Origin of the sequence: Chryseobacterium capnotolerans, from assembly GCF_021278965.1 — a bacterium.
GTDB classification, from domain to species: domain Bacteria; phylum Bacteroidota; class Bacteroidia; order Flavobacteriales; family Weeksellaceae; genus Chryseobacterium; species Chryseobacterium capnotolerans.
The window spans coordinates 1,047,032-1,073,517 of the sequence record NZ_CP065589.1 but is presented as its reverse complement, the minus strand read 5'-3'; the positions used below and the strand labels follow the sequence as shown (position 1 = coordinate 1,073,517).

At 36.6% G+C, this 26,486-nt stretch carries 24 protein-coding genes and 1 pseudogene; 16 read left to right on the top strand and 9 right to left on the bottom strand.

Features of this window, described 5'->3' with window-relative positions; all coding sequences use genetic code 11:
* Positions 1–106: 106 nt before the first annotated feature.
* Positions 107–1,707: pseudogene (gene gldJ, locus H5J24_RS04970) on the bottom strand (gliding motility lipoprotein GldJ).
* 165 nt (positions 1,708–1,872) lie between these two features.
* Between gldJ and porU the strand changes: the two are divergent.
* From porU to H5J24_RS04950, 4 genes are all read left to right on the top strand, one after another.
* Positions 1,873–5,769 (top strand): type IX secretion system sortase PorU, encoded by a 3,897-nt coding sequence (porU, locus tag H5J24_RS04965; protein ID WP_068944135.1) that lies wholly within the window; start codon positions 1,873–1,875, stop codon positions 5,767–5,769.
* 60 nt (positions 5,770–5,829) lie between these two features.
* The gene (porV, locus tag H5J24_RS04960; protein ID WP_068944136.1) at positions 5,830–6,978 is read left to right on the top strand and encodes a type IX secretion system outer membrane channel protein PorV; all 1,149 of its coding nucleotides are present in this window, start codon (positions 5,830–5,832) and stop codon (positions 6,976–6,978) included.
* 68 nt (positions 6,979–7,046) lie between these two features.
* Positions 7,047–7,463 carry a hypothetical protein gene (locus tag H5J24_RS04955; RefSeq protein WP_068944137.1) on the top strand — a complete coding sequence of 139 codons (417 nt, stop codon included), beginning with the start codon at positions 7,047–7,049 and terminating at the stop codon, positions 7,461–7,463.
* 206 nt (positions 7,464–7,669) lie between these two features.
* Positions 7,670–9,904, top strand: coding sequence for an FUSC family protein (locus H5J24_RS04950; protein WP_232816077.1), 2,235 nt, complete (start codon positions 7,670–7,672; stop codon positions 9,902–9,904).
* On the opposite strand, the gene H5J24_RS04945 is transcribed toward H5J24_RS04950, so the two are convergent.
* Positions 9,885–10,499 (bottom strand): 4'-phosphopantetheinyl transferase family protein, encoded by a 615-nt coding sequence (locus H5J24_RS04945; protein ID WP_068944139.1) that lies wholly within the window; start codon positions 10,497–10,499, stop codon positions 9,885–9,887. The two genes, H5J24_RS04950 and H5J24_RS04945, sit on opposite strands and share 20 nt — an antisense overlap.
* A gap of 178 nt (positions 10,500–10,677) precedes the next feature.
* Positions 10,678–11,196, bottom strand: a complete 519-nt coding sequence (locus H5J24_RS04940) for a pyridoxamine 5'-phosphate oxidase family protein (RefSeq protein ID WP_068944140.1) — start codon at positions 11,194–11,196, stop codon at positions 10,678–10,680.
* A gap of 165 nt (positions 11,197–11,361) precedes the next feature.
* Between H5J24_RS04940 and ahcY the strand changes: the two genes are divergently transcribed.
* From ahcY to yiaA, 3 genes are all read left to right on the top strand, one after another.
* The gene (ahcY, locus tag H5J24_RS04935) at positions 11,362–12,675 is read left to right on the top strand and encodes an adenosylhomocysteinase (RefSeq protein WP_068944141.1); all 1,314 of its coding nucleotides are present in this window, start codon (positions 11,362–11,364) and stop codon (positions 12,673–12,675) included.
* A 98-nt stretch (positions 12,676–12,773) separates the two neighbouring features.
* Positions 12,774–13,607, top strand: coding sequence for a hypothetical protein (locus H5J24_RS04930; RefSeq protein WP_068944142.1), 834 nt, complete (start codon positions 12,774–12,776; stop codon positions 13,605–13,607).
* 164 nt (positions 13,608–13,771) lie between these two features.
* The gene (gene yiaA / locus H5J24_RS04925; protein WP_068944143.1) at positions 13,772–14,164 is read left to right on the top strand and encodes an inner membrane protein YiaA; all 393 of its coding nucleotides are present in this window, start codon (positions 13,772–13,774) and stop codon (positions 14,162–14,164) included.
* A 197-nt stretch (positions 14,165–14,361) separates the two neighbouring features.
* On the opposite strand, the gene purE is transcribed toward yiaA, so the two are convergent.
* Complete coding sequence (gene purE / locus H5J24_RS04920; RefSeq protein WP_068944144.1) at positions 14,362–14,865, bottom strand: 5-(carboxyamino)imidazole ribonucleotide mutase; 504 nt, start codon at positions 14,863–14,865, stop codon at positions 14,362–14,364.
* Between the two features lie 195 nt (positions 14,866–15,060).
* On the bottom strand, positions 15,061–15,192 hold the full coding sequence (locus tag H5J24_RS25480) for a hypothetical protein (RefSeq protein WP_262495893.1): 132 nt from the start codon (positions 15,190–15,192) through the stop codon (positions 15,061–15,063).
* A 40-nt stretch (positions 15,193–15,232) separates the two neighbouring features.
* Between H5J24_RS25480 and H5J24_RS04915 the strand changes: the two genes are divergently transcribed.
* The 6 genes from H5J24_RS04915 (at position 15,233) to H5J24_RS04890 (ending at position 21,342) form a co-directional block, all read left to right on the top strand.
* Complete coding sequence (locus H5J24_RS04915; RefSeq protein WP_068944145.1) at positions 15,233–16,138, top strand: DMT family transporter; 906 nt, start codon at positions 15,233–15,235, stop codon at positions 16,136–16,138.
* A 34-nt stretch (positions 16,139–16,172) separates the two neighbouring features.
* Positions 16,173–16,784 (top strand): hypothetical protein, encoded by a 612-nt coding sequence (locus H5J24_RS04910; RefSeq protein WP_068944146.1) that lies wholly within the window; start codon positions 16,173–16,175, stop codon positions 16,782–16,784.
* A 119-nt stretch (positions 16,785–16,903) separates the two neighbouring features.
* Positions 16,904–17,350 carry a hypothetical protein gene (locus H5J24_RS04905; protein ID WP_232816076.1) on the top strand — a complete coding sequence of 149 codons (447 nt, stop codon included), beginning with the start codon at positions 16,904–16,906 and terminating at the stop codon, positions 17,348–17,350.
* A gap of 122 nt (positions 17,351–17,472) precedes the next feature.
* Positions 17,473–19,596, top strand: a complete 2,124-nt coding sequence (locus H5J24_RS04900) for a cation:proton antiporter (protein WP_068944148.1) — start codon at positions 17,473–17,475, stop codon at positions 19,594–19,596.
* Positions 19,597–19,768: 172 nt separating this feature from the next.
* Positions 19,769–20,434 (top strand): SH3 domain-containing protein, encoded by a 666-nt coding sequence (locus tag H5J24_RS04895; protein ID WP_068944149.1) that lies wholly within the window; start codon positions 19,769–19,771, stop codon positions 20,432–20,434.
* Positions 20,435–20,529: 95 nt separating this feature from the next.
* Positions 20,530–21,342, top strand: a complete 813-nt coding sequence (locus H5J24_RS04890) for a hypothetical protein (protein ID WP_068944150.1) — start codon at positions 20,530–20,532, stop codon at positions 21,340–21,342.
* A 59-nt stretch (positions 21,343–21,401) separates the two neighbouring features.
* Here H5J24_RS04890 and H5J24_RS04885 read toward each other — a convergent pair whose 3' ends face one another.
* Both H5J24_RS04885 and H5J24_RS04880 read right to left on the bottom strand, forming a co-directional pair.
* A complete protein-coding gene (locus H5J24_RS04885; protein WP_068944151.1) occupies positions 21,402–22,514 on the bottom strand; it encodes a 5-(carboxyamino)imidazole ribonucleotide synthase in 1,113 nt (370 codons plus the stop codon).
* Positions 22,515–22,538: 24 nt separating this feature from the next.
* Positions 22,539–23,090, bottom strand: coding sequence for a DUF1543 domain-containing protein (locus H5J24_RS04880; RefSeq protein WP_068945161.1), 552 nt, complete (start codon positions 23,088–23,090; stop codon positions 22,539–22,541).
* A 97-nt stretch (positions 23,091–23,187) separates the two neighbouring features.
* On the opposite strand from H5J24_RS04880, the gene H5J24_RS04875 reads away from it, so the two are divergent.
* Positions 23,188–24,018 (top strand): sulfite exporter TauE/SafE family protein, encoded by an 831-nt coding sequence (locus H5J24_RS04875; RefSeq protein ID WP_068944152.1) that lies wholly within the window; start codon positions 23,188–23,190, stop codon positions 24,016–24,018.
* The gene (locus H5J24_RS04870; RefSeq protein WP_068944153.1) at positions 24,018–24,401 is read left to right on the top strand and encodes a DUF1634 domain-containing protein; all 384 of its coding nucleotides are present in this window, start codon (positions 24,018–24,020) and stop codon (positions 24,399–24,401) included. The genes H5J24_RS04875 and H5J24_RS04870 overlap by 1 nt, the downstream gene beginning before the upstream one ends.
* Here H5J24_RS04870 and gloA2 read toward each other — a convergent pair whose 3' ends face one another.
* Both gloA2 and H5J24_RS04860 read right to left on the bottom strand, forming a co-directional pair.
* Positions 24,402–24,779 carry an SMU1112c/YaeR family gloxylase I-like metalloprotein gene (gene gloA2 / locus H5J24_RS04865; RefSeq protein ID WP_068944154.1) on the bottom strand — a complete coding sequence of 126 codons (378 nt, stop codon included), beginning with the start codon at positions 24,777–24,779 and terminating at the stop codon, positions 24,402–24,404.
* Between the two features lie 25 nt (positions 24,780–24,804).
* Positions 24,805–25,245, bottom strand: coding sequence for a nuclear transport factor 2 family protein (locus H5J24_RS04860; protein WP_068944155.1), 441 nt, complete (start codon positions 25,243–25,245; stop codon positions 24,805–24,807).
* A gap of 173 nt (positions 25,246–25,418) precedes the next feature.
* On the opposite strand from H5J24_RS04860, the gene H5J24_RS04855 reads away from it, so the two are divergent.
* Positions 25,419–26,444 carry an endonuclease/exonuclease/phosphatase family protein gene (locus H5J24_RS04855; protein ID WP_228407655.1) on the top strand — a complete coding sequence of 342 codons (1,026 nt, stop codon included), beginning with the start codon at positions 25,419–25,421 and terminating at the stop codon, positions 26,442–26,444.
* The last annotated feature ends 42 nt before the right edge of the window (positions 26,445–26,486 follow it).

Sequence of the window (26,486 nt, the reverse complement as noted above, 5' to 3'; positions counted from 1 at the left end):
CTGTATCATGATTTCAGTCATTTTTCGAGCAGGGGTTTCATCGTTCAAAAATAAAAAAACCTTCCGAAAATCCGGAAGGTTTTTTAAAAGTATTTTTTGATAAATATTATCTTCTAGTTCTGCTCTTATCATTAGTTCTGGCATCCTGTGCAACACGGAAACCAACCCAACCATAAGCTCTGCCTTGATTCTTATATCTTCTTTGTCCTGGATCCAGCCAATATGCTGTATCTTGCCAAGAACCTCCTTTTACTACTCTTACTTCGTTAGAGATCGCTGAAGTCCTGTCTTTAGAATCTTTCTGCATTTTCACTCTACCGCTTCCATCTACAACGAATCTCTGACGAGGAGCATTGTACATATCAAATCCTGAAGCAGAATCAGACTCACTTCTGTATTCTAAAGAAGATTGTCTGTCACCGTCTCTATAGTTTCTGTAATCAGCAATAGTTTCTCTCTCGAATTGTCCAGGAAGTCCTTTATATACTAATCTACCATCAGCTAAGGTATCATACTTGATAGTCCCTTCGTCGATCATTTTGTAAGTCCCGTCACCGTTTCTTACAATAGCCTGAGGCATATTTCCTCTGTAGTAGTTGAAATCGTTATAATCTTCATCAATGATAGGTCTGTAAACATCAGCAGTCCATTCTGCAACGTTTCCATACATACCATAGATACCAAGGTCGTTAGACGGATATTGTCTTACATCTGAAGTTTGTGCAGATCCATCGTTTTCCATCCAGCAATACCGGAGTAATCTCCTTTACCCATTTTAAAGTTTTCAAGGAACATTCCTCTGTCTTTTCCTTTAACTCCTCTTAATCTTTCGATTTCAGGTTTTTTGCCAAGGTATTGGTTGTACTCTCTGTTTTTAGCCATTCCTAAAGCTGCATATTCCCATTCAACTTCAGTAGGAAGTCTGAATTTCTGAACCATTGCACCATTAGGAGCTCTGTTGGCAGCCAGCAATCTCTGGTTGGTCGTTTTCATACCAGATTTCTGCTGCATTCTTTTTTCGTTGATATACCCTTGCATTTCAGGATCATTCGCTTTGAATTTATCCATGTTAAATGCCGTACCTCCCTGGTTATTGGATTCGTTGATATATAGATCTTTAGCAATAACACCTGCCTGCATCAAAGCTTTTTCATTTGCTCTGTCTGTCAGCCATTCACAGTATCTGTTTGCTTGTGTCCAGGAAACCCCTACTACCGGATAATAATCGAATTCCGGAGAACGCAGATAAGTTTCATTATAATCGTTTCTAGATAATTTGTTGTCCCATAATAAGGTATCCGGTAAAGCCCCGTTATAGATTTCCTTAAAGCTAGGATCACTTGGAGGGAATACATACTTCAACCATGTAAGGTATTCGCGGTATTCGTAGTTAGTAATTTCTGTTTCTCCGATAAAGAATGAACTCACCTGCATTCTGCGTGGTGTATTATTCCAATCATGCATAACATCATCTTTCACTAATCCCATTGTAAAAGTTCCACCTTCTACATATACCATTCCCGGCCAACCCTTCTGCTTCTGTTGCTTTCCTGCAAAAAACCAACCCTGTTTTTCGTTTGGTTTCCAACCCGTTTTACTGACAAATTTTTTGGTACCGCCACCTTTGCTGGTCCCTGATCCGCCACAGCTGGTTAATGCAAGTGTAGAACTTAATGCTATTAATGAAAACAACTTTAGTTTTTTCATAGTCGATATAAATATTTTCAAGAGTACAAAGAAAAAATAAATTATTCAATAAATCAAATAAAGATTTGATTTTTTTGAACAACGATAACAAATTAATTTTATTGTATTACAATTTAATTCTAAAATTTTCATTTATTTTGTAATTTAGCAATTTCAATAATAAACATGAAACGAAAAATCACGCTTTTATCTTTAATCGCTTTTGCATCAACACTTTACGCCCAAAGAAACACCATAGAATGGAATGGTTCCAAAATTCAGGATTTTGGTGATACAAAATTAAATCTTCCAAATTTTAAAAATGAAGGTTTTACTTTCAGCCAAAATAACGTTTTTATAGTAACAAAGCAAAAAATCGGAGAAAAGGAGCTAAAAATTTCGGACCTTGCCTGGGATGGAGTTTCTAACCAGGAATTATTTGAATTGGACAAAGGAGGACTTCCGGATCGTGATATTGCAGAAGTTACCTATTATACATTAGATGGGGAAAGATATGCCAGCATCAGTGTAGGTTTATTCAAAAAGACCAAAGGAGGTGTTCTCAGATTATCTTCATTTAATGTTTCTGAAGCTTCTACTCCCATTAACAGTTTTGGAGGTGTCAATAAAATAGGAACTACCGACAACCCTCTTGCCAGTGGAAACTTTTACAAAATAAAGGTTGATAAATCCGGAATATTTAAAATCACATCGCAGTTTTTAAGAGATAGCGGCATCAATCCTTCTTCTGTAAATCCAAAGAATTTGAGAGTTTATGGAAACGGAGGAATTATGCTTCCTGAGTTCAATCAGGATGCCCGATATAACTCTTTACAGGAAAATGCGATCCAGGTGGTGGGTGAAGATGATGGCGTATGGAACGATAATGACTACGCTTTATTCTATGCACAAGGCCCGAATGGATACAACCTTTATGATACCAATAATGGAAAAGGGTTTAAAAGAAGAGAGACAAGATCAGATACCAGCAATAACCTCAAAAATATATATGATGATTCCTCCTACTATTATATCAATTTTGATAAAGGGGCAGGAAAAAGAGTCGGTACAATAGATGGGGACCTACCCGCTCAGGTGATTACCCGGTATGACAGCTATCAGGTCATCAACAATGATCAGACAAATTTATTGAAAGTAGGAAGAATCTGGGTAGAAGAAGCTCCTTTCACCACTGAAAAGACCATTACTCTTACCACAAACTCTCCTATGCAGCCTACAGATGTTATCAAATACAGATCACAGGTAATAGGATACAGGTCTCAACAGAATTTTATGGATATTAACATCAATGGTATTAATCCTTTTAAGGAGAAGGTTCCAACTGATGACCCAACTTATTCGTATATTTTCTACCCCATGAGATATAACGGAACGATTACCAATCAGACCGGAAATCAGATCACATTGAAATACAATCCGGATATCTCTCCAAACCCTAACGGAGCTTTCTACTTTGACTATCTTGAAGTACAATACAAAGAGAATCTTGCATTCAATGGTTCTCAGATGAATTTCAGAGATTATTCTATTGTAAGCGGAAGCAATACAAATTATGGATTCAGTATTTCCAATACAGCCGGTCTGGAGCAGGTATGGGACGTTACAGATATTACGAATGCCAACAGAAGAGTAAATAAAGCAGGAGCCGGCTCTTTCAATTTCGCCTATACAGCTTCGGATCAGAACTTCAATAATGAATTTGTTGCTTTCCGTGCCGATGCGGCTTTCACTCCACAGTTTGTTGGAAGAATTGCCAACCAGAACCTTTCAGCAATCAGCAATATAGATTATCTGATTCTTACAGTACCTGAGTTGATGGGACAGGCACAAAGGCTGGCAAACTATCATCAGACAAAAAATAACTATAAGGTAGAAATCGTAGATGTTAATAAGGTCTATGAAGAATTTGGAAACGGAAGCAAAGATCTTACCGCTGTAAGAGATTTTGTAACAAAATTAAATACTCCGGAAGGAAGACTTAAATATGTATTTATTCTTGGTGATGCTTCTTATGATTATAAGAACAGAATTTCCAATAATAACAATATCGTATCTTCTTACCAAAGTGAGTTTTCTTCAGATTATGTACAGTCTTTCGTTACAGATGACTATATTGTAATGACCCAGCCACAAACAGCATCCAGTATAACATATAATCTGCCTAACCTTCCTGTGGGAAGAATTCCGGCGGCCAATAACACAGAGGCGGCCAATATGATAGATAAAACCTTAGCATATTATAATGGTCTTCCGGGACAATCCAGCCCTTTTGGAGAATGGAGAATGAGGCTTGACTTTGTGGTGGATGACAACGAGGAAGGCGGTGGACCTTTCCATAATGTGATGAACAATACATTGGCCAATATATTTGAACAGCCAGGTGTTCAGACTCTGAAAGAATACAATGTTAAAAAAACATATCAGGATGCCTTTACCATGCAAAGTACCGCAGGGGGCCCAAGATATCCGCAGGTAAACCAGTCGATCGCTAACAGCATAGGAAACAGCTTGTATCTTTTCTATTTTGGCCACGGAGGAATCAATGGATGGGCTCAGGAAAGAGTATTAACAAGTACTGAAATCCAAAATTCAAATAACTTCTCCAGTGTTTACAGCAGATTCCCGTTTGTGTCTACCATAACCTGTGAATTTACTTTATGGGATGAGCCGGCTACCAATTCTGCTGGAGAGCAGTTTATGAAACTTAAACAGGGAGGTCCTGCTACAATGATTACTTCCAGCCGTGCCATAGCCATTGATTATGGGCGAAGCTTTACAGATACTTTCACCAAAAATATTTTCAAATTAACAAACGATGATTTTAATACATTAGGCTACGCTCATTTAAACGCAAAAAAAGAAACAGGAGCTAACCCTAATCACCTTAGAGTAAATCTATTGGGTGATCCGGCTATGAAACTGAGCCGTCCTCAAAGATTATTGGCTATTGATAATATTGAAACACCTGTGCCAGGATTGATAAGAGGGCTTGATTTTGTTAAAATAAAAGGCCATATCAACAATCCAAACGGAACTGTGAATACAACTTTCAATGGAAGGGTTTCTATTAATATTTTTGATAAAAAACTGAATAAAAAGACTCTGAACAATAATAACTGGTCTTATCCTGTATTAAATTATACAGAGGAAGGAAGTCCTATTGTAAAAGCTTCCGGAACGGCAGTAAACGGGGTATTCACTGCAGAATTCTATGTTCCTAAAGATATCAACTATACTGTGGGTGAAGGAAGAATATTAGGCTACGCAGACAATAAAGTAACTGACGTATTCAATAACCAGGCTGTTCAGGTTGGAGATATCAATCCTAATGGAATTAATGATAACCAGCCGCCAAAAGTAAAATTATATATGAATAACACCAATTTTGCAGATGGTGGAATTACCAATCAGAATCCGATGCTTCTGGCTTGTCTTACTGATGATACGGGAATTAACGCTACAGGATCAGGGGTAGGCCATGATATTACGGTATATTTAGATGGTCAGGTTATCAATACGGTTATTCTGAATGATTTTTATGCTGCTGGGGAAGGAAACGGGTGTTTAAATCCAAGCCTTGCTGAATATCAAAAAGGAAATGTAAGCTATCCGTTCAGAAATCTTGCAGTGGGTCAACATCAATTAACATTTAAAGTTTGGGATATAAACAATAATTCGACAACTAGTACGTTAAATTTTGAGGTTAAAGATGAAGCTGACCAGCACCTGACGATCAATCGTCCGTTAAACTGGCCAAATCCATTCACCAATAAAACATATATTCAGTTTGAACACAATTGTGATGATATCCTGGATGTGAATGTACAGATTTATACCATCACTGGCAGATTGGTAAGAACTTTATCTCAGCCGGTAGTTGCAGAACCGTTCCTTCAGGGATATAGAACCCCTCGCCAGGCTATAGAATGGGACGGAAGAGATGATTTTGGGTCTACTGTTGCAAAAGGTACATATATTTTTAAGATATTTGCAAAAAGCCAAAACCAAGAAAAATGCAAAGGAAGTGCCACAGCTGTAGAAAAAATGGTACTTTTGAAATAATTTAAATAACACATAGACAATAAAATTTATAAAAAACTGATAATATATAAAAGACAACATATGAATTTAACTACTAAACTGCTTTTAGGACTTGGGTTAAGTGCTGGTTTTCTAGGCTATTCACAAATAAACCCAGTACTTACCGGAGCTCCCTTCCTAAGAATTGCACCAGATGCAAGAGCGGGAGGTATGGGAGATCAAGGGGTGGTAACCTCTCCTGATGCATTCTCACAATTTTGGAATGCAGCTAAATATCCTTTCAGCAGAACAAGTTCTTCCGTAGGTCTTACCTATACTCCCTATATGGGAAAACTTACCAATGATGTATTCTTATTATACGGAGCATTTCATAAATTCCTTGGACAGGATGAAAGATCTACCATCTCTGCGAGTATTTATTACTTCAATATGGGAGAAGTAGACCTTACTCAGTTAGTAGGTAATGATGTTACTTCAAATGGGGTATCAAAGCCTAACGAATTTTCCATTGACGTAGCTTATGGTTTGAAGCTTTCTGACTCCTACTCCATGGCTGTAACCGGTAGATTTATCCGTTCAGACTTAGCCGGAGGATTCAATACAGATAATACACTTAAAGCAGCAAACTCTTTTGCTGTAGATATTTCAGCATACTATACTTCTGAAAGATTTTCAAGTTTCGGAGGATATGACGGTAAATTCAATGCAGGTTTGGCCATACAAAACCTGGGTCCAAAACTGGATTATACCGGAAATGAAGAATCAAGATCTTATCTTCCAACGATGGCAAGATTAGGGATTGGGTATGATATGTATATGGATGACCTGAACAGAATCGGAATCTCCTTCGAAGGTTCAAAACTTTTGGTTCCGGGATCTGAATATGTGGGTGTAGATGCATACAGAAGACCTAAATATGAAATTCCAAATGTAGGACCAATAGCTGGTATCGGAAAGTCGTTCAAAAACCCAAACAGTATCATGTATAGTGGTGCCTTGGAATATTCTTATGACAATGCTTTTTCTGTAAGGGGGGGGTACTTCCATGAAAGTGAAGAGCAGGGAGCAAGACAATTTGCTACGGCAGGTATCGGATTAAAATACCGTTCATTCGGACTTGATCTTTCTTATCTGATCAATATGTCTAAAGTGAATACAGCATTGGATAACACTCTTCGTTTCGGTCTTACCTGGAACATTGGTGAAGAAACATCCAACAATGAACGATAATCAAAATCAACAATTATACAAAGCCTCATCTATTTTGCATGAGGCTTTTTTATTCACCATAGTACAATATGAAAAAATATATAATCTGTTTCACGATTCTCTTAGGCAGCTTTCAGCTTTATTTTTCTCAGACTATTTTAAAAGGCAAAAACTTCAAAGCCCTTATCGGAAATGTATGTGCCGAAACCGCTGAATATAATCTCTGTGCCAGCCATATGATTTATCTCGTTCTCAATTTTCGGGACAACGATGTTGTTTTCACAGAAAAAAACGTAAACAGCTGCAATGAAAATATCACATCCCGTATCCATGCAAAATGGAAACTAGATTCAGAGGGTAAGATCATTCTTTCCTATACTTCCAAAATTCCTGAAGGCAATTTTTTGGAAGGTTTCCGATTACAGTTAAACAACAATAAGCTTATAGGATACAAAAAGGACTGGCAGGAGAAAATGGTCGAATATGAATTTCAAAAGATCAAATAGTAAATTGCCTTTCTATGCTCTCATCGATTTATTTCCCTAAACAATTCATTCTTTATGAAGCTAAAATTCATTATTGATAATCCTGCCATTGACACTATTAAAAAAATATAACATTTAAGTTTACAAAAGTCTATCCTTTATGGCGATTTTTTTAAATTCAATAGCTATTTTTGTAGTATGAACTATTCGGCGGAGCTAAAAAATTTGTGACCAGTCAATATCTGTATTCTGCTATCAGAATTACATTAGCCACTGTTCTCCCTTGTCTAGTTCTTGCACACTTTGGAATTTTAAAAGAATACTTCCTCTTCCCTCTCGGAACCAGCTTTGTAGCTCTTACTGATCAGCCCGGACCTTTTATCAGAAGAAGAAATGCTCTGGCATTTGCCATTTGCTGTTTTGTTTTTGTAGCGTTAATAGCCAGTCTGGTGATGAATTTTAAGGTCCTTGTATTATTGGAGATTGTCGTCTTCGGAATGTTTTTCTCCTTAATTGGGGTCTATGGCCAGCGACTGGCTGCCGTGGGTTCATTATCACTCGTAGTACTCGCCATCTTTATTGACGGCCATCTTACAGGGGCTAATATTTTTAAAAGTTTGTTGATATTTGGCAGCGGCTGTATTTGGTTTTTACTGATATTCCTGGTGGTTACCACCATCCGCCCTTACAAACTGGCAAGCCAGATGATTGGGGAAAACTATCTCCAATTGGCTGAGTTTTTAAAGATCAAAGCCAATTATTATCAGAAGAATCCAGATTTTGACAAGCTTACCACTCAGGTTATTGCCAAACAGATTGAAATAAAAAATCTACAGGAAGATACCAGAGAAACTGTTTTTAAAACAAGAACCATCGTCAACGAATCTACGACTACCAGTCGATTATTGATGTTGATGTTCCTGAATTCCATGGACCTTCATGAGAAACTGATGACTTCTGAAAGCGATTATCAGAAACTTCAGCAAAGCTTTGAAGACAGTATGATCCTCGTAAACATTCACGATTATCTTAATCTGCTGGCAGAGGAGATCACCAATATCGGAATTGCCCTCCAAAGCGGAACACGGGCAAAACCGATGTTTAATCTAGAACTCGAATTAAAGAATCTCAACTATAATTATTTCGAACTCAGAAATAAACAGCTGTCTCCTGATAGTCTGGAAAACTTCATGGTTCTGCGTCAGATCCTGATGCGCATCAATGAAATTACCAAGGAGATCAATGAGATTTACAAAGTATTTTCACAAGATGTAAAACTGGCGAAAAGTTTATCTACAGGATTAGACTTAAGAAAGTTCATGCCTAATGAACCCAAACTGAACTCTAAGGTTTTAAGAAATAATTTTTCGCTGTCTTCTTCCCACTTCCGTCATGCAATAAGAATTACAACAGCATTATTGCTGGGATATCTCTTTTCCATGTTTGACTTTCTGGGATTGGGACATACATATTGGATATTAATTACCATTACAGCTATTTTAAAACCAGCCTACTCCATCACCAAGCAGCGAAACCTGCTGCGTCTCTACGGAACGGTGACCGGAGCCACAATTGCCTATATCATCCTGCATTTCATACACATCAATAGTGTTTTATTTGCCATTTTACTGATCAGTATGATTATGTGTTTCAGCTTTTTAAAAGGAAAGTATTTTTGGGCAGTTCTTTTCATGACGATCTATATTTTTCTGAGTTTTAATTTTTTAAATCCCGGAAAAGTAAATATCATTTTTAAAGACAGAGTTGTAGATACAGCCATTGCCGGAATTATAGCATTTGCGGTTTCCTATATTGTGTTACCTGTATGGGAACATACACAAAATCTGGATCTGATGAAAAAGTCTGCAGCAGACAATCTGATCTATTTCCAAAGTGTAATGTCTAAATTTTTACAAGGAGACTTCGATATTGAAGACTATAAAGTAAAACGAAAAAATGCCATTATTTCCTTAGCCAATCTTTCCGATAATTTCCAGCGAATGATATCGGACCCTAAAAATCAGCAGAAAAAACTGGAAGTCGTTCATCAGTTTGTAGCTACTTCACATCTTGTTACAGCCTATACAGCTTCTTTATCGCAATACTCTAAAAGCAATGAACAATATCCTGAAATAGATGCGGAAAGCTGGAGCAGAAAAATTGAAGCAGAAATGCAGCAAACCTCAACCCTGCTCAATGGAGATGATATCACTGAAGCTCTTAGAATGGAAAGCCGTCTGGAACCGGAAGATTCATCTATTGAAGATATGCTTTTGAAGAGAAAGACCGAAATTGAGGAAAATGAAATTATTGACCGAAGAGATCCTGATAAAATATCCCATTTAACGGAACTGAAAAACATCCATGATATCCTGGAACTGATCTACGATGTTGCCAAAGAACAACGAAAGGTCATTGAGAAATACAGAAGCGAAAAACACACTACTCCTCCACAATCGTAAAGCAGTAGTCATCAAAAAACTCCACTCTGGCCTTAAATTCATCTGAAAACTGTTCATCGTATACACGACAGCTGATTTTATGAAGATGTTTCAACTCAAAAGGTTTCACTTCATAATTTTTCTTCAAAGACCAGTATTTGGAATGATGAATCTTGTACATACTCTCCTTTACACTCCAGATAATGGTGTAAAAAGTATCAGCTTTATCATCAGGAATAAAACCTCGTTCGTTTTCATAGGTGAATTTATCAATCACCCTTAAAATCTTGGGATTGAATTTTTCAACATCTATTCCTATTTTATTGTTAGAAATAGCAATGGCTGCAAACGGGAAAGAATGGGTGATGGAGATTTCTGCATCCTTGGGAGAAAGAAAAGGTTCTCTCTCGTTGTATAGAATTTTAGAGTCAGGCTTTAACCCTTTCAGAAGCTTACGAACCATCAATACTTCTAATAGTTTTTTAGGATGGTAATCCTTTACTTTTTCAGCATTTTCCGGTTCAAGAAGTTCGTTGATATCAAGTTCTTCACTTTCATCATACTTCCAAACTAAAATTGTGGCATTATCATCTGAAAAATCTCTGTAAAGGGGCATTCTTTTTTATTGAACAAAAATAAGGAAAAAGTTGGAAGATGGGAGCTGGGAGATGGAAGTTTCTATTTATCAATAAAAGTAAATATAAACTTATTTAGAAAATCTATTCACAAGCAGATTTTCTAATTAGCTTACCCACTAGAACTTCCAGCATCCCTCTTCCAGCTTCCCTTCTTATTTATTTCGACTGATGATTCGCATCATTTCTATGCTCTATAATTTCCAGATTGGCATCTACAAAATAAGCGCTTCCAAATCCGTTTACATAAGAACCTTTTACCGGCTGTAAAGCAATTAAGATAAAATCTCCCATTTCAGAAATGACATCCACCACTTTTCCGTGAGTCTCTTTTAATTTTGTTACCGCATGAGTCCATGTTTCAGACTCTCTTTCAATCTGTGAAGTGGCTGCTTCTATTGTTAAACGCTCTCTGGCATAGATCTGTTTGGTAGCAGACTCATCTTCAATAAACATGATTGAAGTTTTTCTTCCTTCAGAAAGATTTTTAGTGTGCCTTGCCATAAAAGAAACCAGGATATAAAATGTATTACCAACCTGTACAAACGGTGCATAGCTGGAATTAGGATTTCCTTCTGCATCTACAGTAGCCAGGATTAGACTTTTTGATCTCTCAATTAACTCTTTTACCTTAGGAGTAACAGGCTTTGCTTTTTTCTCTGTATGAGTAGTATTCATAATATAGTATTTATCATCTAAAAGTAACTATTTATATTAAGACTAAATAATTTTAAGCTATGTTTAATCTCATGAAACTGAAATTGATCTGCCGTTTTTTTATCTTAATTATAAATTGTAATTTTGCCTTTCGTTATCAATTGAATTTAAATTTATTCATTACATATGAGTACAACAACACAATACGTTCCTTATAAAGTTAAGGATATCTCCCTTGCAGAATGGGGAAGAAAAGAAATTACCCTTGCAGAAGCAGAAATGCCAGGTTTGATGGCTATCCGTGAAGAGTACGGACCATCTCAACCGCTTAAAGGAGCAAGAATCGCTGGATGTCTTCACATGACGATCCAAACGGCTGTGCTTATCGAGACATTGGTAGCTTTAGGAGCTGAAGTTACCTGGTCATCTTGTAATATTTTCTCTACACAGGATCACGCTGCTGCAGCTATTGCGGCTGCAGGAATTCCGGTTTACGCCTGGAAAGGTTTAAATGAAGAAGAATTTGACTGGTGTATTGAGCAGACTTTATTCTTTGGAGAAGACAGAAAGCCATTGAACATGATCCTTGATGATGGTGGAGATTTAACAAACATGGTTTTTGATAAATACCCTGAATTCACAAAAGATATCAAAGGTCTTTCTGAAGAAACCACTACCGGAGTTCACAGGCTATATGAAAGAATGAAGAACGGAACTTTGGTAATGCCTGCTATCAACGTAAACGACTCTGTAACTAAATCTAAATTCGACAACAAATACGGATGTAAAGAATCTGCAGTAGATGCTGTAAGAAGAGCTACTGACGTCATGTTAGCTGGAAAAAGAGTCGTAGTTTGCGGATACGGAGACGTAGGTAAAGGTACTGCTGCTTCTTTCAGAGGAGCTGGTTCTATCGTTACTGTTACTGAAATTGACCCAATCTGTGCGCTTCAGGCTGCAATGGACGGTTATGAAGTAAAAAGATTGGATACTGTGGTAGATAACGCAGATATCATTATTACTACAACAGGTAACTTCAACATCGTAAGAGGAGAGCACTTCCTTAAGATGAAAGATAAAGCAATCGTTTGTAACATTGGTCACTTCGATAACGAAATCGATATGGCTTGGTTAAACCAAAACTACGGTCAGACTAAATCTGAAGTGAAGCCTCAGGTAGATATCTATACCATCGAAGGAAAAGAAGTAATCATCCTTGCAGAAGGAAGACTGGTAAACCTTGGATGTGCTACAGGTCACCCAAGTTTCGTAATGTCTAACTCTTTCTCTAACCAGACTTTGGCGCAGATCGAGCTATGGAACAATTCTACAGCCTACAAAAACGAAGTATATATGCTACCTAAGCACTTAGACGAAAAAGTAGCTGCTTTACACCTTAAGAAATTAAGCGTAGAGCTTGAGACACTTTCTCCTGAGCAAGCTGAGTATATCGGAGTAGATGTAAAAGGCCCATTCAAGCCAGAATACTACAGATATTAAGATCCTAAATATGATATTATCCCACTATTTTGAAATAGTGGGATTTTTTATTCCCTACCCTCAGAACATTTTCTATTTTTGAGTGCAAAAAATATACTATGAAAACTTACTTATTTCTAGGAGCCCTAAGCTCAGTCTTATTCTTTAGCAGCTGCAGCGGTAATGATGATAATGATACCCCAAATAATCCAGAAGCTAAAATATTCTTAAGTAAAGTCACAACTGTTAATTATACTAATCCTTCTAATATTAATACAAGTGTAGTAACATTTGATTATAACAGTAAAAAACAATTAATCAAAGTTTCATCACAAGGCAGATCAACAAGCTTTGAATATGATACTACCGGAAAACTTTCAAAAACAAATTACTATAATACAGATGGAACAAGTGCTTATTATACCACCTGCACTTATAATGAAAATCAGCTAACCACAATTAAATCAATCTATCCAGATTCTAATGGTAACACAACAAAATTGTACACCTATAACAATGATAAAATCACTGGTACTTCCCTTTGTTCTTCATTAAATTGCACCATTCCATCTACTTCATCATATACTTACAGCGGTGATAATGTTTCAACAGAAATCTCATTCAGTGATAATATAGGTGGTCCATTTACTTTTAAAAGAGAGTTTTCCTACGATAACAAGATCAATCCTTATTCTCTGACCAATACATACTTTAGAACTTATTTGGCTGGTACACAATTTTTAAGTCAAAATAATTATACGTCAGAAAAAATAAGCCGTAAGGATAGTGAAGGAAATTGGATTGAGATTCAAAATATAACCTATGAAATTCAATACAATAGCTCTCAATTACCTTCTAAGGTCATAGGAAAAGAGGCTAATGGTAAGACCTTGATAGAGTATAATTACGAATATATTACTTTACAAAAACAATATACAGCCTATCCAGGTTAGGAACATTTTGCTTTTTTAAAAGCAGATTACCAGCTTATACATAATAAGACGGAAGATGAAGATCATAGGTTTATCACTCCGTATTTTTCCCATATTTTCTACTGATGGCAACAATGTTAACAAAAAATGAATATATTTAGCTCTTTAAACAAAACATTAAATTCATGAAAAAACAAAGAGTATCAAATGCATTTGTCGCAGCCTCTTGGGTCGCATTGGGAGCAGGAATGATCGGCTATATCGTAGGTCTTGCAAGAGCAGAAATGCAGCTGAATGAAAAAGGTTACTATTTTACAATCTTATTATATGGTTTATTTGCCGTTGTATCTTTACAGAAAGCAGTTCGTGACAGATTAGAAAATATCCAGGTAACGGACATTTATTATGGCATCTGTTGGTTTGCTACCTTATCCTCTATCGTATTGCTGGCGATTGGACTTTGGAATGCCACCATACTCCCAAGTGAAAAAGGATTTTATGCCTTCGCTTTCCTTTTGGCGCTATTTGGTGCTATTGCCGTTCAGAAAAATACCCGAGACAATATGCTTCAGGAATAATATAGAAACTCTCCCACACAGGGAGAGTTATTTATTTCACACCAAATCAATATTCAAACCTTAACAGTTTTTGGGGATTATCGCTTCCCTGTTCATTCGAAGCCCAATACACCGCATTTAAAAATTCATTAAAAAATAAAAATAAGAAAGCCTCGCTTCCCTGCGAGGCTTTTATATATACTGAATTTAGACATAAGCTATTGATCAAAGTGATTAGGATGCTGTGCTTTGATATCTTCCACAGTCCCCAATACTTTATCTTTCAAAGAATCCTGATATTTTTGAAGTTTTGCAGCCACTTCCTCATTTCCGCTTCCAATAATTTTAGCGGCTAAAATCCCTGCATTCAATGCACCATTTAACGCTACGGTAGCCACCGGAATCCCACCAGGCATCTGAAGAATTGAAAGTACAGAATCCCATCCATCAATAGAATTGCTGGATAAAATAGGAACTCCAATTACCGGAAGTGTTGTACAGCTTGCCACCATTCCCGGAAGATGAGCCGCTCCTCCTGCTCCGGCAACAATTACTTTAAGACCTCTATCCTGAGCCGTCTTTGCATAATCAAACATTCTTTCTGGTGTTCTGTGAGCCGAAACTACAGTCAATTCATAAGGAATATCCAGGCTTTTAAGGAAATTTGCAGCCTGTTCCATGATCGGCAGATCACTCTGACTGCCCATAATAATACCTACCATCTTCAATTTTTATTAGATGTTCAAAGATAAAAAATAAAGCTGGAAATTAGGAGACTGGAAGCTGGAAGTTTATTGCCGAACAATCTAATATCATTCTTTTCATCCTGTAACTCCTACGAAAATCAGTAAAACTCCGCCCTTCCATCTACCCTATCATCTAAGCATCTCCAAAAACGGTATCCCTCTTTATCTATTTCATATCTCAATTTCTCTAAAACCTGCGATAACTTCCATCCTCCATCCTCCAGCTTCCAACTTCCAACTTCCAACTTCCATCCTTACATCTGTATCATCAAAAATCTTTTCAACTGTACCCATCTTCATCATTAAAAAACTGTTACATTTGCTTGTTACACTTCATTTTACTTTGAAAGATTATAAACTTATTTTCGCCGTTCTCACCGTTGCTTTTGTATGGGGAACTACATTTTTAGCCATACGTATGGCTGTGGAAACTATTCCGGCGTGGTTCGTAGCCGGAATCCGTCAGTTTCTGGCCTCAATCATTATGCTGATTCTCCTTCTTTCAAGAAAGGAATTCAAATGGATTGGCTGGAAAAGTTTAGGCTATCAGATTATTTTTGCCACCTTAATGCTGGTCATCGCTAACGGAATGACTACTGTTGCTGAAGAAACCGTATCAAGCAGCCTGGCCTCTCTTATCAGTGCCTGCTCCCCTATTCTGGTCTTCTTAGGAAGTGTAGCTGTTGGTTTACAAAAGTTCAGCATCCGTGCTTTTCTTGGTGTTTTGATGTGTTTCAGCGGCATTCTGTTTATTTTCTGGGATGGTCTGCAGGATCTGGCCAACCCCGATTACAGGATGGGTATGATCTTCCTTTTCTGTGCTATTTCAGGATGGGCCTCAGGAACGATTTTTACCAAGAAACTCAATATCCAAAGCGGAAATATCACTCTGAACCTGTTTTACCAGTTCCTGTTTGCAGGCATTGTTCAAATGATCCTTGCTTTTCTATTTTCGGAGAACTATAACTTCGGAAACTGGACCTTGAAAAGTATTTCAGCGATGTTATACCTTTCTATTTTTGGTTCTGTAGCTGCTTTTTTTGCATTCCATTATGCTTTAACTAAAATTTCTCCTGTACAGGTTTCCATATTGGCTTATATCAATACCATTATTGCCATATTCCTGGGCTGGCTGATTATGGATGAACAAATTTCAATGAAATTTATTCTTGCTGCTGCATTAATCATTTGTGGTGTATTCATCATTAATTATAAACCGGAAATGTTCAGAAGACAGAAAGCTGCATAAAAAAATATTTTTTAACCTTTAATTCTTAATATTAATGAATCCCATTTTAATTGAATGCAAAGGAATATCGACAGACATATTTTCGATTGGGCCATTTACATTACGTAAAGGTGAAACAATTGGTATTTACACTGGGAATGATGACACTCATTCCACAGAACAATACCTAACAGCAATTTTTACAAGGAAAGCTAAACATAGAGATACAATTGTTTATGATGATTTCACATTCGTTGATTATTTATGGGAACCTGAATGGAGAAGAATATTTTATCCAATAACTGTTGGTGAATATTTGAAGAAAAATGCTGATCTGAATAGCCCATTTTCTCAAAAGATTTATGAATATGAATGGATCAATAAGAAAATAAAAATTCACAACCTTCCAGGTAATCCGAGGAAGCTATTAAGCTTATATTCTGTACTTTCAAAAAAAGTAAATATTATTATAGATTTTGCCGGACAAGATACACAAGGAATCATATTTGCCTCTAAAATCATTCAGGAAGAAATAAATATAGGAAGATCAGCCATTCTTTTTGATGCTCATGGAAATCTCAAAAATAGATGTAATCACTATATAAAAATAAAATGGAAAGATAATAGAAAATACTACAAACCTGTTTATCACTTTCCTGAAGAATAATATACTGTGAACTTATTAAAAAAGCTACTTGTTTCAGACCAATCTTAAACAGTTAAACCTTAGGAGAAGTTTTTATATTCCTTCCATTTTCCCTATATTGTATACTCAACCTATACAACATGCTAAAAAACACATTTTTTGTACTTCTTGCGGCCTCTTTTATCCTGGTAAGCTGTGACTACAAGGAAAAGGAGAAGAACCTGACGGACAGAGAAAGACAATTATTGGAAAAAGAAAAAACATTCGCCAAAAAAGAATCTGAATACCAGTCTCTTTTAAAGATGAGGGACAGTATTTTTGCTAAAAAAGATTCTGTAGTCGTTGCTACATGGCCCGCAGAGATCTCCGGCCCATGGAACGGAAAAGTAATCTGTACAGAATCCAATTGCAGTGAGTATGCGGTAGGCGACCAACGTACGGATCTTTGGGAATTTGATAACGACTCTACCCAGCCTATCACCAAGATCATCAATAACAATAATCTGGTAAGACTGTATTCCGGTAAATTTGAAAATAATGAAATCAGGCTTTCCTTCAAAACAGATTCTACCGCTAAAAAAATGTAGAAATGAGCGTTCTGCTTAATGATATTTCTGACAACAAGATCAAAGGAACAAGAACCATTACCTCTGATGGCTGTACCGCTAAGTTTTCTGTTGAATTAGTACGTTCCACCAAATAAACACCTATGATTTTACTGAGTATACACAACCTGAGCCTTCCCATAGAGGATCCGGTACTGAAGTTCCTATTAGTACTGATTATCATCCTTGCGGCTCCCTTATTACTGAATAAAATTAAGGTTCCACACCTTCTGGGCCTTATCATTGCAGGAGCTATTATCGGCCCCAATGGATTTAATGTATTATCCAGAGACAGCAGTATTGTAGTGACCGGAACTACCGGACTTCTTTACATTATGTTTTTAGCTGGATTGGAAATCGATATGGGAGATTTCAAAAAAAACAAATGGAAAAGTCTGGGGTATGGAGGATATGCATTTATCTTTCCATTTATCTTAGGATATCTGGGCGCTTATTATCTTCTGGACTTTTCAATGCTAACCTCCGTTTTGTTTGCCAGCCTGTTTTCTTCGCAGACTCTTATTACTTATCCTCTTATCAGTAAACTGGGAATTGCAAAAAACCAGGCAGTTAATATTACTGTGGGAGGAACGATGATTACAGACATTGCTACATTATTGGTATTGGCCGTAGTGGTTGGAATGGTTCAGGGAGATGTCGGCACCTCATTTTGGGTTAAATTATCTGTTTCTTTCATTCTTTTTGCCTTGATTGTCTTGATTCTATTTCCCATCATAGGACGTTGGTTTTTCAAAAAGGTAGAGGATAAAATTTCACAATATATTTTTGTATTGGTGATGATCTATCTGGCAGCTATGCTTGCTGAACTTGCCGGTGTAGAAGCTATTATCGGGGCTTTCTTTGCCGGATTGGCATTAAACAGATTAATTCCTCACACTTCTTCTTTGATGAACAGGGTAGAATTTGTAGGAAATGCTATATTCATTCCTTTCTTTTTGATCAGCGTCGGAATGCTGATTGATTTTACTGTATTTTTCAAAAGTTTTGAAACGCTAAAAGTAGCAGCCATTATGTTGGTTGCATCCATCGGTGGTAAATATATCTCTGCAGTAATCACTCAAAAAACGTTTAAATTTACAAAGGAAGAGGGAAGACTTATCTTCGGGTTAAGTTCTGCTTCTGCCGCTGCAACGCTAGCCACAGTGATGGTAGGTTATAATATTATTCTTTCCGAAACTGAAACTGGAGAACCCATAAGATTATTGAATGAACATGTATTGAACGGAAGTATCTTATTGATTCTGATTTCGTGTACGATTTCATCATTTATTTCCATGTCCAGTGCTCAAAAAATTGCCGAGTCAGATAATGAAGACACTGTTTCCGGAGACAGCCATGAGGAGGAAAGTATCCTATTGGCTATCAATCATGAAGAAACTGTGGAGAGAATGGTTAATCTGGGAATTCTGATTAAAGCACATTCCAATACAGAAGATCTTTTTGCCCTAAATGTCATCAATGAAGATAAAAATGAATCTTCCGTGAAGAATGCTGAAAAACTGCTTCACCAGGCGGCTCATACAGCAGCAGCGGCTGATGTTAAATTACAGGCTCTTAAAAGATATGATAATGATGTTATCAATGGAATAAACAATGTTATCAAAGAACAAAAAATCACGGATCTGATTATCGGATTGGAAGATGAGAAAGGCTTTTCACCATCTTTTGTTTATAATCTTTATAATGGCTACCTTCAGAATGATGATGTGAACGTATTGGTATATCATGCTGCACAGCCTCTTTCAACCATTAAGAAATACGCTGTGATGATTCCTGAGAATGCCCATAAAGAAGCAGGATTCTTCCATGCACTCTTAAGGGTTTGGAATATCGCCAGAAATTCCGGAGCGACTGTTGTTTTTTATACCCCGGAGAACATTCTGGATATTCTTCAGAAGATCATTAAAAAAGCCAATATAGAAGCTGAATTCATCATTATGAATACATGGCAGGATGGTGAAAAAACTGCAGCTCAGCTAAAAGATGATGAAGCATTGATTATTTTTATGGCTAAACGTGGGATGCAGTCTTATATTCCTCGTATGAGGCTTATTCCGGAACTTCTAAACAGATATCTAAGTGATAATAATTACCTTTTGATCTTCCCATTCTCCGAATATGATAAAAACAGTCCTGAAATACGTTCTGTAGGCAATCATGGAGATTTTGTGGAAATCGGAAATGTGATTCAGAAAATATTTAAGTAAGGAAGTTTTGAAGCTGGAGGCTGGAAGTTATTGGGTAGGATAGATAATGAATCCATTTCGTTATCTTTTTTCTTAAGAAAATCGGAAGTAATTTTCCGACTGTAAATAGCTTCCAGCCTCCCTCTTCTAACTCCCAACCTTTTTACCTATTTTTACCCCAAATTAAAATTCATTGAAAACAAAGAAGATATTCCTTTTAACAGCCGCTTTAAGTGTACAATTATCATTTGCTCAGTTTGCAAAGATTGTAGATAAAGATGGTTATGTGAACATAAGGGAAAATGCAGATGCCAACAGTAAGATTGTTGGGAAGATCAATTCGGATGAGATTGTTTATATATTTGATCCTAATGATAAGAATTGGGCTAATGTAAGCAATGGTTATGTTCATAATTCAAGGCTGAAATATATAGAATCCTATCAAAAAGTTCCATCTATTGCACGTGATGCCGGCAAAGCTGTCTTTAAGTCAGGAAACATTAAAGTAAATATTACTTCCGGAAAGTTTAATTTTAAAGAAAATGAAAAAGATTTCACCTCAACACTATATGGTGATTTCTATAAAGAACAGCAGGTATGGGGACTAGACGGAACCATTCCTAAGACCCACTATCTTTCCATTACTGCACAAATTGGAGATAAAACCATTCAGATTCCTGCCAAGGAGTTTGAAAACCTGTTCCAGGTCAATAATAAATCTACGAACTGTTATTACGACCGCATCAATGATACTTTATACATTTCAATGCTGAATTCCGATGGGGCTGGTGCTTATGTTGCCCTTTTTACTATTGAAAAAGGAGAATATAAGGGAAGAACGCTGGAAATTCCTTTTTAATTTGATTTTAAGAAAAGAAAGCATATCTAATGAGGTACCTTCTAATAAGTGTTAGACTTTAGTTTCAATTTTGTATTTTGCCGCAAAAATAATTCATGAAACAAGTTATCAAATTTTTCTTCATCTTTATATCCACTATGGCCTTCGCACAGGATCTTAAGTATTCTGAAAAAGAGCTTCAACAGAAACTAGACTCCATCAAAACAGAGGCTGATTTACTTTTCGCCTATGAAAATGCTTCATGGCGTGCAGGTGATCTGGCTAACAGCAACTCTAAGCTTCGTGAAAATATGGGAAGCTACCTAACATACCAGACAAATGATATCATAAAAACAATTTTTCTTAGTAAAGATCAAAGTAAAATTATAGCTGAATATGATTTTAAAGATAATCAAAAATCACCTGTAAAAGAAAGCTTTAAACAAAGAGAACTTAACAATACAGAAAGTACTTTAAAAAACATTCATTCCATAGTAATTCCACAATTATCAGATCCGAAATATGAAGTAACATTACCACAGGGCTTTAGTCTGAATCTGATTCTTATTCCATTTAATGAAAATTACAAAATATACCTGATCTCCGGAACCTCTCAATCCGGTATCATTCCATTTGGAAATGATTATCTTTTTGTATCAGATAAAAAAGGAGATATTATTTCTAACCAAAAAATTCATTCAAGACTAGTTCCTGCTCATACAGAAACAGAAGATGGCAGTGTAGCCACAATGGTTACTCATAGTCATTTAAAAACTAATCCGTTTATTTCGGCTACCGATATTTGCACTTTCAAACTTTATGCTCCACTCACAAAACTGGAAGAATTTTCCGTTTATTCTCCAGCATTAGGAACATATATGAAGTACAATTACAAAAAGGATATTATCACGATAGTCAAGAAACCCTAATACAAACAAAAATAGCTGCAGATCATATCTACAGCTATTTTTATATTTTTTCGCTTCAATTATTCAGAAATCACTCTCACCATTCCCTTCACCATCACAAGCTTTTCCATAAGCTCTTCTCTGGAATCTGCAAGAACATTGATGTGCCCCATTTTTCTACCCGGTTTGGTTTCAGTTTTTCCATATAAATGAATATAAGTTTCAGGTAACTTCAAAACGTCTTCCATTCCTTCGTATACTACTTTTCCTGCGTAGCCTTCTGCTCCTACCAGATTCAGCATTCCGCTATACGTAATAGCATCCGTATCCGCTAGAGGAAGATTCTTTACCACACGGTACATCTGTTCAAACTGTGAATTGGTATTTCCTTCCTGGCTCTGGTGTCCTGAATTATGCAGTCTCGGAGCTGTTTCATTCACCCAAACCTTCCCTTCTTTATCAAGGAATAATTCAATGGCAAAAAGTCCCGGAGAATTTACTGCGTTTAAAAACTTCTGAGTAATAACATCAATCTGGTTCTGAACATCTTCAGTAAGCAAAACCGGACATACATTGAAGTCTAAAAGATTAAGTTTTGGATCAGCCACCATTTCCGTTACCGGGAAAGTATTGGTTTCTCCTCTTTCATTTCTGGCTACGATTACAGAAAGCTCTTTATCAATATCTACAAGGCTTTCAATCACTGAAGCTTCTTTCCATAGATGTTGATAATCATCTTCTGTTTTAATCACCTGTACCCCTTTTCCGTCATAACCGCCTGTATTCATTTTCTGAACAAAAGGTAGTGGCATCATGATCTTTTCATCACTGTTCCATACTACCTGAAATTCCGGGCTCGGGATATCGTGAACTTTATAAAATTCCTTCTGAAGGATCTTTTGCTGAATGGTCTTGATGATACTTGCATTAGGAACCACTTTGATTCCCTGCTTTTCAAGTTCAGCCAAAGCATCCGCATTGACGTGTTCTATTTCAATGGTTACTACATCCTTATCTTTTCCAAAGTTCAGAACAGTCTCATAATTATTGAAATTTCCCTGAGTAAAATATGAGATATTATGGCATGGTGCATCAGAAGCTGGATCCAGAGTATAAAATTCATCATCATACTTCAAAGCACTTTGTATCAACATTCTTCCCAGCTGTCCGCCTCCCAGAATTCCTATTTTCATTTTTTATTTTTATTAGATTTACGCTTATTGAATTTTATCAATTTTTAAATACCCCAGTCCCATTGGATTTTCCTGATTTTCAGCATCCGATTTTGTAAGAACAATAGAATATTTTTCTTTCATAGCTTCCGGAAGAATATCATTCACATTAAAAATATCATCAATATCCACTCCATGTTTATCATCAATATGGCTTACAGCTCCTTCAAATCCCATAGTTTTATAAAATTCTGTTGCTTTAGCTCTCTTCACGATCTCTCCCATCGATTGCCCTACCATCAGATGCTGCTCATGAAATTCTTCAAAAAAACCGGGCTTATATCCTCCTAAATTAAGGAAGAACAACTGATCTTCTGAGGTGTTTTCACCTTTTTCAACGATCTTCACTTCGTAACCATTAGCAAACCTTACTTCCTGATGACAATCTAAGTGGATCTTTCCTTCCGCTTCTTTCCAGAAGGCTTTCATATCCGGAACCAAGTCCTTCAGACTTTCAGCAATCCCAAAAAAAACGTCATGCTGCTCTATGTTTCTTCCTTTAGGGGTTGCACCAAGGATCACATAAAATAATTTCATTTCACTTTTCATGCATACAAAAATACGTTAAATTTATCTTTTTCAAATGTTTGGCAGACTACTACAATAATTTTATATTTGTAACATTAATTGTAGTATGTCAGAAATCATCATACTCTTCTTTGGCGCTATTTCTGCGGGCCTTTTAGGCTCACTTACAGGGCTTGGAGGAGGGGTTATTATTATTCCTTTATTAACGCTGGGATTCGGCGTTCCAATGCATTATGCAATCGGTGCTTCTCTTATTTCTGTGATCGGAACTTCTTCCGGTGCTGCGGTAGCTTTTGTAAAAGAAGGTTTTACCAATATGAGAATTGGGATGTTTCTCGAAATCGCCACCACTGCCGGAGCTATTGTAGGAGCTTTGGTTTCAGGAATGCTTAATCCGAATACCATAGGAATTATTTTCGCAAGTATTCTTCTTTTGACCGTTGTTTTAAATTTAAAAGGAAAACCTGACCATCAGGAGCCTTTAATCCATGGAAGCCTTGAAGAGAAGCTTAAGCTTTACGGAACTTTTCCGGATAAAGGAATACTGAAAAGCTATTCTGCAAGAAATACAGTGCCTGGATTTTTGATGATGATGTTCGCAGGAGCTATGTCCGGGTTATTAGGTATTGGATCTGGGGCATTGAAGGTATTGGCAATGGATAATATGATGAAGCTGCCATTCAAAGTTTCTACAACGACCAGTAATTTTATGATTGGGGTAACAGCTGTAGCCAGTGCATTGATCTACTTCCAAAGAGGGGAAATTATCCCTGTAATTGCAGCTCCCGTACTGATTGGAGTGGTAATAGGAAGTTTTATCGGTTCCAAAACCCTAATGGTTTCTAAAACGAAAAAATTAAAAGTATTTTTCGCCATTGTGATTACCATCCTTTCGGTGTATATGATGTATAACGGTATCAACAAAAGCTTCAGATAATGAAAAAGAATTTTACAGATGTAGATCTGAACCGCTCCGTAGGAAACCTCCTTAGACTGGGTGTAATTCTGTCTGTGGCTACTTCACTGATCGGCTTCATCAAACTGTTTACCGAAGGTTTTGAAATGCCTAAAAAATACACCAGTCTTGTCGTAGGGACTTCTTCTGAGAAGGTATGGAGCCACTTTTGGGAATCTTTATGCAAAGGAGAAGGAATGGCTATCATTCAATTGGGAATCCTTTTACTGATCTTTACTCCACTAATGAGAATTATCTTTGCTTTAATAGGCTATTTAAAAGAAAAAGATTATATCTATGTATTCATTTCTTCCGTTGTTTTAGCGATTATGGCGGTAAGCTTCTTTGCAGGTTATGCCCATTAATTACATTTCGTAAAACTCCAGAGGCAACTGGTCTGGGTCCTGGGTAAAGAAAAATTCTTTTCCTGTAAATTCATCGATTCGGATCTCTTCGCAATTAAGCCCCTTTCCCATCAGCTCGTTTCTTTTCTCGGTTACATTTTCTACAGAAAAGGCAAGATGCCTTAACCCACAAGCTTCAGGACGGGATGGTCTTACTGGAGGATCGGGAAAAGAGAATAGCTCGATCACATAATGCTCTCCAATGGCCAAATCCAGTTTATAAGACTGTCTTTCTTCACGATACACTTCACGAACAATCTGTAAGCCTAAAATCTCTGTATAAAACTTCTTTGATGCTTCGTAGTCTGAGCCAATGATGGCAATATGATGGATTTTCATTTTTTATTAAATAATTAGATCTTTATTATTTTATTTCCTTACAGTTTTCTTTTCTTCGGGTATCAATAATATACTGAATCTTCCATTCATTATTCTGTTTTACCAATTGAAAACTATTGGCTCCGCAATGGGATAGTCTTCCTTTCAGATAAAAGCTATAGGGAGTAAACACACTAGCCAGATTTCCATCTGTATGAATTGTTTCTACCAGAATTCTTTCATCCAGCTCATCCTTTGTAAACTTCGAAACAGAAGCAATAAAATCCTGTATATTATCACTTTTTACAGTTCCATCCTTTGTAATGGTCTGCAGAATTGCATTTTCAGCAAAAGCGGTTTTTACAAGCTCAGGATCAGCATTTTTCATGCCAAGAAACAGGTTGCGGATAGGTTTCTCAATTTCCCTATTCTGTTGTCCGAAACAGAAGCTGCTGAGTACCAAAAGAATTACTGTTATTTTATTCATAAGGAACAGGTTTAAATAACTAAAATAGGTAAAATAAAATTTAAATTGATAATGAGATTTTAAAATCCATTTTTTCTTAAATTGTAACAAAATTATTTCAGCCAAAGATTTTTTATATGTGGATTATTTATATGATTCTGACCATACTTTTATTGGTCTTAACTCTACTCCCCATGATTCAGCATTCTCACTGGATATTCCGGGTTCCCGAATTTGCCAAAATACAGGTCACTTACCTTATATTTTTTACTTTTCTATTAGGATTTATAATTGATTCTAAAGAATATTTATGGTATTACCAAGGGTTTCTGCTTGTTTTATTTGCTTATCACAGCCAAACCCTCATTAAATATACCCGCTTTTATCGTGTAAAAAAATATAAACGCCGTCATAAATCCTCCGAAAAACTCCATTTTGTTTCAGCCAATGTATATCAGTTCAATAAGGAATATGAAAGATTTTCTAACCTTATTGAAAAATATGAGCCTGATTTTTTCATGACTATGGAAAGCAATAGCGATTGGGAAAAAGCAATGAGAAGCCTGGAAAAAAAATATCCCTACCAGCACAAAGTAACTCTTGAAAACACTTATGGAATGCACTTCTATTCAAAGATTGAAATTAAGGAAGCCAAAACTCATTATTTTGTAGCAGATGATATTCCGAGTATAGAGATACATATGGAAGCAACTGACGGTTTTCCTTTTGTCTTCTTTGGCGTTCACCCACCGCCGCCAAGCCCAACAGAAGAGGAAACTTCCAAGGAAAGAGACGGGGATCTTCTAAGTACAGCCAAACGGGTAAAAGATATCAAAAAACCGGTTATTGTCGTTGGAGATTTCAATAATGTTGCATGGTCAAGGTCATCGGTGCTTTTCAGAAAAATAAGTCATCTGATTGATCCGAGAATAGGATATTCTTTTGTTTCCACGTTTCATGCCCGATACCGTCTTTTAAGATTCCCTATTGACCTCATGTTTCACAGTGAGGATATTTTCATCAAACAGTTGAAGACCTTGGAAAATTTCGGATCAGATCACTTGCCGGTATACTGTGAATTTTTCATAGACCATCACAATGATGAACAAGAGGAACTGGTAGAAACAGCCAATTCTGAAGAAAAAGCTGAAGCGGAAAAAATGATAAAGGAAGGAAAGCAGGAAGACGGCGACCGCGATGCTGTAGTTACTGAAGATTAATAAAATAGGTGAGCTAAAGCCCACCTATTGAATATTATTTTT